General features: G+C 61.8%; 11 protein-coding genes. All 11 read right to left on the bottom strand.

Annotated features, from left to right (window positions below; genetic code table 11):
- Window positions 1-20 precede the first annotated feature (20 nt).
- Window positions 21-1199: an EAL and HDOD domain-containing protein gene (locus tag WG899_RS14980; RefSeq protein ID WP_339596439.1), complete on the bottom strand. Its 1179-nt coding sequence runs from the start codon at window positions 1197-1199 to the stop codon at window positions 21-23.
- Between the two features lie 113 nt (window positions 1200-1312).
- Complete coding sequence (flgL, locus tag WG899_RS14975) at window positions 1313-2533, bottom strand: flagellar hook-associated protein FlgL (protein ID WP_339596438.1); 1221 nt, start codon at window positions 2531-2533, stop codon at window positions 1313-1315.
- 40 nt (window positions 2534-2573) lie between these two features.
- Window positions 2574-4571 (bottom strand): flagellar hook-associated protein FlgK, encoded by a 1998-nt coding sequence (gene flgK, locus WG899_RS14970; RefSeq protein WP_339596437.1) that lies wholly within the window; start codon window positions 4569-4571, stop codon window positions 2574-2576.
- 26 nt (window positions 4572-4597) lie between these two features.
- Window positions 4598-5494 carry a flagellar assembly peptidoglycan hydrolase FlgJ gene (gene flgJ, locus WG899_RS14965; RefSeq protein ID WP_339596436.1) on the bottom strand — a complete coding sequence of 299 codons (897 nt, stop codon included), beginning with the start codon at window positions 5492-5494 and terminating at the stop codon, window positions 4598-4600.
- Window position 5495: 1 nt separating this feature from the next.
- Window positions 5496-6638, bottom strand: coding sequence for a flagellar basal body P-ring protein FlgI (locus tag WG899_RS14960; RefSeq protein WP_339596435.1), 1143 nt, complete (start codon window positions 6636-6638; stop codon window positions 5496-5498).
- Window positions 6639-6681: 43 nt separating this feature from the next.
- On the bottom strand, window positions 6682-7371 hold the full coding sequence (locus tag WG899_RS14955) for a flagellar basal body L-ring protein FlgH (RefSeq protein ID WP_339596434.1): 690 nt from the start codon (window positions 7369-7371) through the stop codon (window positions 6682-6684).
- 11 nt (window positions 7372-7382) lie between these two features.
- Entirely contained in the window at window positions 7383-8165 is a 783-nt protein-coding gene (gene flgG / locus WG899_RS14950) for a flagellar basal-body rod protein FlgG (RefSeq protein ID WP_339596433.1), read from the bottom strand.
- 23 nt (window positions 8166-8188) lie between these two features.
- Window positions 8189-8917 (bottom strand): flagellar basal-body rod protein FlgF, encoded by a 729-nt coding sequence (flgF, locus tag WG899_RS14945; RefSeq protein WP_339596432.1) that lies wholly within the window; start codon window positions 8915-8917, stop codon window positions 8189-8191.
- 47 nt (window positions 8918-8964) lie between these two features.
- Window positions 8965-10278 carry a flagellar hook protein FlgE gene (gene flgE, locus WG899_RS14940; protein WP_339596431.1) on the bottom strand — a complete coding sequence of 438 codons (1314 nt, stop codon included), beginning with the start codon at window positions 10276-10278 and terminating at the stop codon, window positions 8965-8967.
- 76 nt (window positions 10279-10354) lie between these two features.
- Window positions 10355-10993 (bottom strand): flagellar hook assembly protein FlgD, encoded by a 639-nt coding sequence (locus WG899_RS14935; protein WP_339596430.1) that lies wholly within the window; start codon window positions 10991-10993, stop codon window positions 10355-10357.
- A gap of 34 nt (window positions 10994-11027) precedes the next feature.
- Window positions 11028-11444, bottom strand: coding sequence for a flagellar basal body rod protein FlgC (flgC, locus tag WG899_RS14930; protein WP_339596429.1), 417 nt, complete (start codon window positions 11442-11444; stop codon window positions 11028-11030).
- Window positions 11445-11497 lie beyond the last annotated feature (53 nt).

The following is an 11497-nucleotide window of genomic DNA, read 5'->3' as shown; positions in this document are numbered from 1 at the left end:
GGCCGTGAAGTGGCCGCCCATCACTCCAATTGCGAAGCCTTGTGGAGTGCGCGCAGCACGCATTGGTTGATCTCTTCGGCGCCCAGCATCAGTTGTTCGGCGGCGCTGCGGAAGTCGAAGACCGAGGAATTTTCAATCGCCCGCACCAACTCCAAATAGGGCTGGTAAGGCCCGCTCTCGTCGACCAAGGCTTGGCGTACCCGCTCGGGCATTGGGATCGATTGCAGCAGCTTGGTGAAGGGCTGCTTCAGCATATGGTCAAGCAGCGAGAACAGACCGCAGATGAACATTTCATCCCGCAATTCCGAGTCGCTCATGCCCTTGGCCAGTTCTTCCATCAACAGGCCGCGGCGCAAAGCGGCGTACATGATGGGGCGCATTGCGTGGTCTTTGCTGGCGGTGGTGAGCAAAAGGGCGAGCCAGCGTTTCATGCGGGCATAGCCGAGCAGCATGATGGCGTGGCGGAACGAAGACACTTCCACCGGCAGACCAAAGGCGGCGGAATTCAGGTAACGCAGCAGCTTGAAGGCCAGGCTGGGGTCGCGCTTGAGGGTTTGCTCCAGGCGCTCCACATCCTCACCTTGGTCGATACGGGACATCAACTCGACGATCACCTGCAGATCGGCCTGAACCTCGGCCTTGGTGTTGCCGGGCGGGGGCTCGTAGGCCCCTTGCATGGGCCAGCCAATCACGCCTTGGGCTCCACGCTCAAAAGCCGCGTCAATATCACCTGCTTCACGCAGACCGGAGATCAGTCGTGGCAGGCCGCTGTCGGGTCCGCCCCGGTTCTCGTCGTCGGGGTCCAGCACCGCATACTTGAAACAGGGCTGGGTCTCTGCCGGCAAGGGCTGGGCCGGTTTGCCCTTCAATAGCAGCCCGACGCCGCGTTTCTTCAGCGCCTGCAATGCTTCAAGGTGGGCCGCATCACCCGCCATAAAGGCTGGCACTTCGATCATCAAATTGGCCGAGGACTCGGCGCGCAACAGGCCGACCAGCAAATCTTCGCTGAGCACGTTGAGGATGGCCGTACCGGCGCCGGCGGGCCACACTTCGGCCACCGCGGCCAACAACTCAGTCGCCTCCAGTTTGGCGTCCGGGCGCAGCGGAATGACGGTCAAGCGCGTGGCCGTGACCATGCGCTGGCGGTCGATTTGAGGGGTGTAGCCGAGTGCGACGGCGCCCAAGATCTGATGGTTCATGAGGAGGAATGCGGGTTGGGCCGAAAGGGAGTCCGGATGCGTCAGGAGGGCAGGGGTGGCTCAAACTGCCAGATGGGGATGAAGACACACATCATCATGGCGTGATGCGGAGCTTAAGTGTTGATGTACTGGAACAGCGACATTTTCTGCACCATCGCATAGGTTTTAAGCGCCGCGTCATAGCCGGTTTGCTGATTTTGGAATTCCGAAATGCCTTGCACCATGTCCAAGTCTTCGGCGGCCGAGCGTTCGGACTGGTTGTACTGCTTGAGGGCCGCCATGCGGGCTTCGGTGCCGTCCAGATTGTTCAGTCGTTCGCCCAATTGGCTGCGCACATTTTGCAGGTTCACCATCACTGCGTCGAGGTCGCGGATGCGGCCGGTGTTCGACTGGGTGATTTCCGGGCCGCTGCGCAGCGGGGTGCGTAGCTCGGCCACCGTGCGGTCCAGCACATCGAAGAGCTTGAGCGAATTGGTGGAAGGTTTGATTTCGAATTGATCCCCGTCTACCGGCGCACCAGAAATGGTGGTGGCGATGCCGTCAAAGGCGATGGCCTTGCCGGGAGTGAAGGGGCCCGAGAAGGCAATGCTGCCCAAGTCGGTGTTGGTCACGGTGACGGTGGCGGCCGGGCCGGTGCCGCTGATCTGGACCAGATAGTTGTTGCCGGTCAGTTGCGAGGGGTCGGCAACCCGCCCGGTATCGATCCAGCCCTTGGGCGCAGCCCCGGCCGGCACCGAGATCGGATTCGGCAGTGGCCCCGTTTCAAAATTGCCATTGCCGCTGCGGGCCTGCTCGAAGGCCATCCGGCCATCGACGGTGAGGGGGAAATTGTCGATATTGCCGGTCTGGATCGAGCCCGAAATACCGTTGAAGCGCACGCCGCCGGCTTGGTCCAGGAACGGTGGGTCGCTGGAACCCTGGCCTGAGAACAGAAAGCCGCCCGCGCCGTCGCCACGATTGGCAATGGCCAATAGCTGGTTGCGCAGACCGGCAATCTTATTGGCCAGGCCCGCGCGTTCGGCGTCGCTATAACTGGCATTACCAGCGGAGACCATGGTCTCGCGCATCTGTTGCAGCAACTCGCTTGCATCGCCCAAGGCGCCTTCGCTGAGCGTCATGCCATTGCGACTGGCCTCCAGTGCGCGCTGGTTGGCGTCGACCCGGCCGATCGAGGACATGGCTCGCTCGGCCCGGGCTGCGCCGGTGGGGTCATCGCTGGCCATGGCAATTTTCTTGCCCGAGGTCAGTTGAGTCTGGGACTCCTGCATCCGTTGCTGGCGGCGCTGCAAGGTCGAAATGCTGGCGTCAAAGAGATTGGAGGTGGACAGGCGCATGGTGATTTCTCCTGGGTCGAATCAAACGACCGGCTTGGTGTTAGCGCGAGGTCAGCCGCATCAGTTCGTCAAACATCGACTGGGCCGCCTGCAGAACCTTGGCTGCGGCTTGGTAGCCCTGTTGAAACTGCATCAGGCGGGAGGCTTCTTCGTCAATATTGACGCCGGCCTGCCCGGCTCTGGTGGACTCGGCGTCGGCCGCCACGGCCACCGACACGCTGGACAAATAGGTGGCCCCCTGTACGCGCGAGCCAATCTCGCTCATCGATGCGGCATAGGCCTCATTGATGGTCGATCCGACCGCAACGCTGCCGTCCGGTTGTAAGCGTTGGCCGACGAACTTCTCGCCCTGAATGTTCAGGAAGGCCTTGGCATTGCCGTTGTTGGTGGCGGGGAACTTGGTCTGCTCGATTTGGAGGGTGTCGTTCTTGCGGGGCACGCCGTTCAAACTCAGCTCAAAGCCCAGGTTGATGGGCGGCACGGCATTCGGTTCATTGCCGATACGCTGACCGGCGGACCAGGTGCCGTTCAGGACCGAACCATCGGCCAGGGTCAAGGTGTATTGCAGCTTGGCGGGATCGGACGGGTCGGGGTCACCAAAGGCAATCGTCATCGGCGCCTGTGTGACGTTCAAATTGCCGTTCACTGCATACAGGGAGTTGATCGTCGTTGAGCCCTTGTTGTCGATATTGGTGGTGGCGGTCAGCGGTGAGGCTGCGGCGATGCCGGAGGTCTGATCCAACACCCGCCGCATGTCGATGGCCGATTGCGCGACCGGCTCCAGCAAGAAGGAGTCGCCGAGGGTTGGGGGCGGGTTCGAGAGGGTGATCTTGAAACCATCCACCGAATCGCCGTCGGCCACGGTGCGTTTGACACCGTCACTCAAGCGAGTCAGTTGGTAGGCACCGGCTGCACCAGCCGGGTCTGGTTCCAGTTTGTAGGAACTCGCCTGTAGTTGGCTGGCGTTGGTGATACTGACTTGCACGCTCGCGGTGAAGCTCCCATCGGGGTTGCGCGCATTGGTGGCAGCAGGCAGGGCGCGGGCGGCGCCGAGCCCAAAGATGGGCACCCCTTTGCCGGGCGGATTGGACAAATCCAGGCCCAAGGCTTGTTGGTCATTGACGCGCGAGGCCAAAGCGGTGGCCATCTGCCCCAGCATATTGCGGGCGTCTTGCAGATCCTTGTTTTGGTATTGCAAAAGGGCGGTCAAGGAGCCGCCGGTCAGCACGCTTTCGTCCAGCGTCAGGTTGCCGCTGCTATTGACCATGCTGAGCGTGGCGCGGCGGTCGTCATAGGGGTCGGGTGTCACGGCCAATTGTTGCGCCTGAGCGCCCAGCACCAGACGCTGGCCGCCGCCGATGAAGACGCCCAGCGTGCCGTCGCTGGCCGCCAAGGTGGTCACCTGAACATATTCGCTCAGCTTGGAAACCAATTGATCGCGCTGATCCATCAAGTCGTTCGGCTCGTGGCCGGTGCCATTGGTGCGCGCGATCTGGTCATTGGCAAATGCAATCTGCTTGCTCAACTGATTGACCACATCGACATTGGCCTTCAGATCACTGATCACGCCAGATTGCAGTTCGGCCAATTGGCGCCCGGCGCTGGAAAAGCGCGAGGCCAGTTCGGTGGCGCGGCCCATCACCACCTGGCGGGCCGAAGGGTCGGAAGGGCGGCTGGTCACGTCCACCATGGCGTTGAGGAATTGCCCGGCCGCGGCGCCCAGGCCGGTGTCACCGGGCGGGAAGAGTTTTTCCAATTGCGACAATTGACCCATGCGGGTCGAGTCCATGCTGGCAATGGCCTTGGTGTTGCTGGCCTGTCGAGTCAAGAATTCGTTGTGGGCGCGCTCCACCGTTTGGACATTGACGCCCTTGCCGAAGAAGCCGGCGCCGGTGTATTGCCCATCCGGTGTGGTCAAGACCACGGATTGACGCGAATAGCCCGGTGTGTTGGCGTTGGCAATGTTCTGGCCCACCGCTTGCAGCGCCGCCTGATTGGCGAACATCGCGCGGATGCCGATCGAAAGCAGGGCTCCCATGGGGTGTGCTCCTAGGCCTCAGTGCGTCAAGCCATGGCGCGTTGCACGCGCACCGTGGTGTTGATGACTCGGGCCAGCTTGTCCGCATACTCGGGGTCGGTGGCATAGCCTGCTTTTTGCAGGCCGCGGGCAAAGCCTTCGGCGCTGCCGCTTTGCGCTTGCGCGACCACCTTGCTGTAGCGCTCATTGCTGCCAATCAACTTGGCATAGTCCTTGAAGGCTTCTTCATAGCTGCCATAAGCACGGAACTTGGCGGTGACTTTCTGCGCCTTGCCGTCGATGAATTCGGTGGTCTGCACCTCGGCCACCGGCCCGGTCCAACTGGAGGTGGCCTTGATGCCGAAGACATTGAAGGACGGCGAGCCACCGGCACCGGTGATTTCGCGTTTGCCCCAGCCAGACTCATGCGCGGCCTGTGCCAGCATGAAGCTGGCCGGGATGCCGGTTTGCGCTTCGGCCGCCTTGGCCGCGCTGTCATGCTTCTGGATGAAGCTTTGTACATGCGGGGCGATACCCTTTTTGGCCAGCGTCGGCAGCGGCTGCAAGGTCTTGTCGCCGACCTTGTCTTGAATGCCCATCTGGCGTTGCAACTGGCGTTGGATCGCATCGGACAGTCCGCCGGGCAGACCGCTCATCTTGCCGGCAAACTGGGTGTCCAGCATGTCGGTGCCCATCTGCGTCGCCGAGTTATCCAGCATGCCGGTGGCCATGGTGGAAGCGCGCATGCTTTTCATCACCTCTTGCATGAACAGCGATTCAAATTGCTTGGCTGTTTCGCGGATGCTCGATTTGGGGTCGCGGGCGGCAGCGCCCTTCAGCGCTTCGATGGAGCGTGTGTCGGCATTCAGATTGCCGCCGGGGCCGAAGCTGAAGCCGCGCCCGGCTGTGCCGCCGGGATTGAGGGGGAGTGGAGATACAGCCATGTCAAATCACCTCAAGCTCGGCGTTCAGGGCACCGGCGCTTTTCATCGCCTGCAAAATGGCCAACAGGTCTTGCGGTGTGGCGCCGAGCGAGTTCAGCGCCTTCACCACATCGGCCAATTTGGCTCCCGCCGGCAGTTGGATCAGGTTGCCGGGATCCTGTTTGATGGAGATGTCGGTCTTTTCGGTCACCGTGGTCTGGCCGCCAGACATGGCGTTGGGCTGGCTGACCTGCGGGGTCGAGGTGATGGTGACCGACAGATTGCCGTGCGCCACCGCGCAGGCCGCCAAGGTGACGGCCTGGTTCAGCACCACCGAGCCGGTGCGGGCGTTGATGATGATGCGAGCGGCCGGCTCGGCCATGTCGAAGGCCAGGTTTTCCATATCGGCCAGGAAGTTGACGCGCTCGTTCGGGTCGATCGGCGCGCGAACCCTTACCACGCGGCCGTCCAAGGCCTGCGCGACGCCGGTCCCCTTGGCTTTGTTGATTGCTTGGGCCACGGCACGCGCGGTGTTGAAGTCGGCCGAATTGAGATCGAGTTGTATGAATTCGCCGCTTTGCAGTGGCGTCATCACGCTGCGTTCGACCAGGGCGCCACCGGGAATGCGGCCGGCCGAGAGGTGATTGATCTGTACCTTGGAGCCGCCCGCCGAAGCGCCGGCACCGGCCACGATCAGATTGCCTTGGGCCATGGCGTAGACCTGGCCGTCGGCGCCGCGCAGCGGCGTGGTGATCAAGGTGCCGCCGCGCAAGCTCTTGGCGTTGCCGATCGAGGCCACCGTGATGTCGAGTTGCTGGCCCGGTTGTGCAAATGCGGGTAGCTGTGTGGACACCATCACCGCCGCCACATTCTTGGGCTGCATGGTCACACCGGGCGGCAGCGTCACGCCAAATTGCTGCAGCATCGCGGCCAGACTTTGGCCGGTGAAGGGGGATTGGGTGGTTTGGTCACCGGTACCGTCCAGACCCACGATCAGGCCGTAACCGGTCAATGCATTGCTGCGCACGCCTTGAATGGCGGCGACTTCCTTGATGCGGGCCGCCTCGGCTGAATGCGTCAGGCCCAGCGAGCCGGACAGGGCGCAGACCAGGGCGAAGGTCAGGCGGAGGGCGGCGCGGGGCTTGGGTGTGGAGGTGGTTTGCATGATGGTCGTGAAGGGGGACTTCTACGACCGATTCTGCGCAAACTTAAGTCGGCGAAAGGTTCAAAAAGAACCGTGACAACCAGCCTATTCCATGGGCGTCGGAGGTGGCGCCGCGACCCTTTTGTTCAATCCGAACATTGGCCACCGAAGCTGAGGCCACGGTGTTGCCCTGGGTGATCATGTGGGGGTCCACCTGGCCCGAAAAGCGCAAGACATCGACGTTGTGATTGACGCCGATTTGTTTCTCGCCGCTGATCATCAGGTGACCATTGGGCAGCACGGCGGTCACCACGGCGGTGATGGTGCCGGAGAAGTCGTTCGAGTTCTCATTGGTGCCTTTGCCCGCGGATTTGGTCGCCGAACTGCCGGTGGCGGTGGCGCGCGCAAAGGCGCCAGGGCTGACAAAGGGAATGGCGCTGACCGAGCCGCTCAACGAGCCAGTTTTGTTCAGCTCGCTGGTGGAAGTTTGGCTGGCGCTGATTTTTTCGACGATCTGCACCACCAAGGTGTCGCCGACCAAGCGTGCGCGATGGTCTTCGAACAAGGGGCGGTAGCTGGCGGCCTGGTAGATCGAGCCGTTGCTGGGCGGCATCACCGGCAGCGAGGGCAGGTTCACGACCGGCGCGGGCTGCATTTCGACCTGTGGTTCGGGGTAGAGCGTGCCACAGCCGCTGAGGACGAGCGTTACGGCGGCGGCGAACAGGCTGTGCTTGAGGGCGAGCGCTTGTTTCATGATGAGGCCCTTCAAATCTGCGAAAGCTTTTGCAGCATCTGATCCGAAGTCTGAATGGCCTTCGAGTTCATTTCGTAGGCGCGCTGGGTTTGGATCATGGCCACCAGTTCTTCCACCACATTGACGTTGGACGTTTCCACATAACCCTGTTGTATGGCGCCCATGCCATTGGCCGTCGGTGCGCCGGTGCTGGGCGTGCCGGAGGCGGCGGTTTCGGCGAAGAGATTCTGGCCTTTGGGGTCTAAGCCGGCCGGATTGACAAAGTTGGCCAACTGGACTTGACCCAATGTCTGCGGCGTGGCCGAACCGGCCACCGTGATGCTGACCGTACCGTCATTGCCGATCGTTAGGCTTTGGGCGGTTGGGGGCACTGTGATGCCGGGCAAGACGGTGTAGCCGTTGTTGGTGACGATCTGGCCGGCGGCATCGAGTTGGAACGAACCATCTCGGGTGTAGGCGGTGGTGCCGTCGGGCATCTGCACCTGGAAGAACCCATTGCCCTTGATTGCCATGTCAAGATTGTTGGTGGTTTGCTGCAGATTGCCTTGGCTGTAAATGCGCGCGGTGGCCACCGGGCGCACGCCCAAACCGAGCTGCAAGCCGGTGGGCATCTGGGTCTGCTCGGTGCTGTTGGCGCCGCTTTGCCGCAGGTTCTGATAGATCAAGTCTTCAAAGATGGCGTGCGAGCGCTTGTAGCCATTGGTGGAGACATTGGCCAGATTGTTCGAGATGGTGTCCAGCTGCGTTTGCTGGGCTTCCATGCCGGTCTTGGAGATATGCAGTGAGCGCATCATGATGGCGATCCTCGGTTTATGCCTTAGCTGCTACCCAGCAGCTTGGCCGACTGCTGGCCCTGCGTCTGGGCGATTTGCAGCAACTTCATTTGTTGTTCGAACTGGCGGCCGGCCGCGATCATGCTGACCATGGTGGCGACCGGGCTGACATTGGAGCCTTCCAATGCCCCGTCTTGTAGGCGGGCGTTGGCATCGGCCGGAAGCTGTTGACCCTCGCCGGCGCGGAACAAACCGTCGCTGCCGCGTGTCAGTGGCGCTTCAGGGGTGACCATCTTGAGCCGGCCAACCGTGGTGGTGGTGCCTTTGCTGTCTTTGGCGCTGATGGTGCCGTCGCTGCCAATCGAGAGCTCGCTGTTTTGCGGCACATTGATCGGGCCGCCATCGCCCAGCACTTGCAGTCCGTTGCGCAGTACCAGCAGGCCTTCTGCGTTGACGTCGATCGCGCCGGCACGGGTATAGGCCTCGGTGCCGTCGAGGGCTTGCACCGCCAGCCAAGCCTTGTCTTTCATGGCCACATCCAGGCCGCGGCCGGTGGAAGTCAAGGCGCCGCCATCTGGGTTGTAGCCGGTGGTGGTTTCCAGCGCATAGACCCGCGTGCTGGCGCCGCTGCCGTTGACCGGCACGGCGCGAAACGCTTGCAGCTCTTCGCGAAAGCCATTGGTCGAGACATTGGCCAGGTTGTTGGACAGGACATCTTGACGCTGCATCGCAGCCTTGGCCCCAGCCATCGAGAGATAAATCATGCGGTCCATGGGGGCTCCTACTCAGGCTGATTGAAGCGGCGAGGCGTCATTGATCATCAACGCAGGTTGACGATGGTTTGCAGCACCTGGTCCTGCGTCTTGATGGTCTGCGCGCTGGCCTGGTAGGCGCGCTGCGCGGTCACCATATTGACCAGCTCGGCGGTCAGGTCGACGTTCGATTCTTCCAAGGCGCCCGATTGCAGCGAGCCCAGATTGCCGTCGCCGGGCACGCCAACCACCGGCTCACCCGAAGCAAAGGTGCGCGACCAGACGTTGCCGCCCATCGGTTGCAGGCCCTGCGGATTGCGGAAGGTGGCCAGTTCAACGCGGCCGGCGGGCTTGGATTGGCCGTTGGAGTAACGAGCCATCACGATGCCGCTGTTTTCGATCAGGATGCCGGACAACTGGCCTGGCGCATAGCCGTCCTGGGTCAGGTTGGTGACGGCGAAGCTGGAGCCGTTCTCGGTGGCGCCAAGCAGGTTGAGTTGAATGCCGGGAATGTCTAGTGTGGCCGCACCACGTGAGTTGACGCCAGCAGGTACATCCATATTGATGACCGTGGTTGGACTGATAGGCTTGCCGCCGTTGCGTGGAAAGGTGATGGTGGTGTAGGGCGTGGTCGGGTTGCCCGCCGCATCCGCGGCAATGGCTGCGCCGGAAGAGTCGGTGGTGAAGTTGGCCCCGTTGGCGGTGGCGTAAACGTTCCATGTTGTACTGCCGTCGGCCGCTGGATCAGCTTTCTGGAAATACAAGGTGATGGCCACGTCCTGCCCCTTAGCGTCATAGGCGGTCAAGGAGGTGGCGTTGTTATAGGTGGTAGGGCTTTTCAGGTCTATGCCTGTGCCTGTGCCGCCGGGTGCGGTGGTTTTCGAGCGCGAGTCGAGATTGAATTCGGTGACGATCGATCCGGTTGTCTTGGGCGAAATGCCCGAGGTGGGCAGCTTCATTGGCTGGGCCAGGCCAGGCTGGATGACGCCGGCAGCGTCTGCCGGGTAGCCGAGCAGTTTGAGCTGGTCATTATTGACGACATAGCCATCTTTACTCAGCTTGAACTGACCGTTACGGCTGTAGGTCACCGGGTTGACGCCGTCGCTGACTTGAAAGAATCCGCCACCATTGATGGCCAGATCCATCGGGCTTTCGGTGGTGGTGATATTGCCTTGCGTGAACTGCTGAGCCACCGCGGCCAAGGCCGTGCCGATGCCGACCGGACTGCTGCCGGCGCCGTTGAGTGAGCCGGCGTAGACGTCCTTGAACTCGGCACGGGAGGATTTGGAGCCGAAGGTGCTGGCGTTGGCGATGTTGTTGCCGATGACGTCAAGATTGCGGCTGGCGCCGTTCAAACCGGAAAGGCCTTGTTGGAAGCTCATGGTGAATCCTTGCGAAGCTACTGGAGGAGGGCGGCGGGGAGGGCCGCGCTCAATCGTCTATTGATGGGTCAATCAGTCAATCAATCGTCTTGACGGTGCCGTAATCCACCAAGCCGGCGTTCTTCAATTGCAGTTGCAAATGGCTGCCGCCGGTGTTGACGGCCAGGACTTTGTCCATCGAGAAGGGTGTGCTGGGGATGGTGCTGGTGCCCTTGCTGGCGGTGATGCGGAACTGGTACTTGGCGTCCGGGGTGTCTTTGCCGCCTTCCCACTTGAAGGTTTGGCGGCCCTTGCTTTGGGCGCCCAGTTGCACCGTGTCCACAATGCCACCAGCGCCGTTCAGTACTTCCAGCTTGACCTGGTCGGCGGCGGAATCGATGGTGTAGCCGCCTTCGCCGACGCCGTTCACCATATTGAGCTTATTGCCCTCCACGGTGACCGGACGACCCACCAAGGAGACGCTTTGCAGGGCCTGCATCTGGGTGAACTGGCTGGAAAGATTCTTGATGCTGGTGTCCAAGGTGCTGACGCCGCTGACCGTTTGGATCTGCGCCATCTGGCTGGTCACCTGGGCGTTGTCCATCGGGTTCATCGGGTCCTGATTCTTCATCTGCGCCACCAGCAGCTTGAGGAATCGGTCCTGGGTGTCGGCCGCGTTCTTGGTGCTGGGCTGCGCCTGCGCGGTCGGGGTGTTGACGATGGTGCTGACGTCCATGATGTGCCTTTCGGGTCAGGGAGGGCGGGAGTCCTTAGGACTGACCCAGTTGCAAGGTTTTGAGCAGCAGGTTCTTGGCTGTGCTCATCACTTCAATATTGTTTTGATAGGAGCGCGAGGCCGAGATCATGTTGACCATCTCTTCGACCGTGTTGACATTGCTGTAGGTGACATAACCCTCAGCGTCGGCCTTCGGGTGCTTGGGGTCATGCACGCGCCGGCCCGGTGTTTGGTCCTCGCTGATGGTGCTGACCTTGACGCCGGCGCTGCCGATGTCATTGCCAGCGCCCATCAAGGCGGTTTGGAATACCACCTGGCGCGCTTTGTAAGCCTGTTCGTCGGGGCCAGCGACCGTGTCAGCGTTGGCCAGATTGCTGGCCACCACATTGAGGCGCTGGCTCTGCGCGCTGACGGCGCTGCCGGCAACATTGAAAATCTGGAACATGGACATGGGGGTCTCCTTGGCCGGGGCGCTTTGGTCGGGCTGCGATCAGTGGGTGCTAG

It is taken from the genome of Paucibacter hankyongi, assembly GCF_037482915.1.
Classification (GTDB): Bacteria; Pseudomonadota; Gammaproteobacteria; order Burkholderiales; family Burkholderiaceae_C; genus Paucibacter_A; species Paucibacter_A hankyongi.
The sequence above is the reverse complement of the archived record's forward strand: the minus strand, read 5'-3'. Positions and strand labels throughout refer to the sequence as shown.

What these genes read in the sequence shown, in the direction of transcription:
- flgF (WP_339596432.1), bottom strand. Translation starts at nt 8,917, where the DNA reads ATGGACCGCATGATTTATCTCTCGATGGCTGGGGCCAAGGCTGCGATG.
- WG899_RS14955 (WP_339596434.1), bottom strand. Translation starts at nt 7,371, where the DNA reads ATGAAACAAGCGCTCGCCCTCAAGCACAGCCTGTTCGCCGCCGCCGTA.
- flgC (WP_339596429.1), bottom strand. Translation starts at nt 11,444, where the DNA reads ATGTCCATGTTCCAGATTTTCAATGTTGCCGGCAGCGCCGTCAGCGCG.
- flgJ (WP_339596436.1), bottom strand. Translation starts at nt 5,494, where the DNA reads ATGGCTGTATCTCCACTCCCCCTCAATCCCGGCGGCACAGCCGGGCGC.
- WG899_RS14935 (WP_339596430.1), bottom strand. Translation starts at nt 10,993, where the DNA reads ATGGACGTCAGCACCATCGTCAACACCCCGACCGCGCAGGCGCAGCCC.
- WG899_RS14960 (WP_339596435.1), bottom strand. Translation starts at nt 6,638, where the DNA reads ATGCAAACCACCTCCACACCCAAGCCCCGCGCCGCCCTCCGCCTGACC.
- flgE (WP_339596431.1), bottom strand. Translation starts at nt 10,278, where the DNA reads ATGAGCTTCCAACAAGGCCTTTCCGGTTTGAACGGCGCCAGCCGCAAT.
- WG899_RS14980 (WP_339596439.1), bottom strand. Translation starts at nt 1,199, where the DNA reads ATGAACCATCAGATCTTGGGCGCCGTCGCACTCGGCTACACCCCTCAA.
- flgL (WP_339596438.1), bottom strand. Translation starts at nt 2,533, where the DNA reads ATGCGCCTGTCCACCTCCAATCTCTTTGACGCCAGCATTTCGACCTTG.
- flgG (WP_339596433.1), bottom strand. Translation starts at nt 8,165, where the DNA reads ATGATGCGCTCACTGCATATCTCCAAGACCGGCATGGAAGCCCAGCAA.
- flgK (WP_339596437.1), bottom strand. Translation starts at nt 4,571, where the DNA reads ATGGGAGCCCTGCTTTCGATCGGCATCCGCGCGATGTTCGCCAATCAG.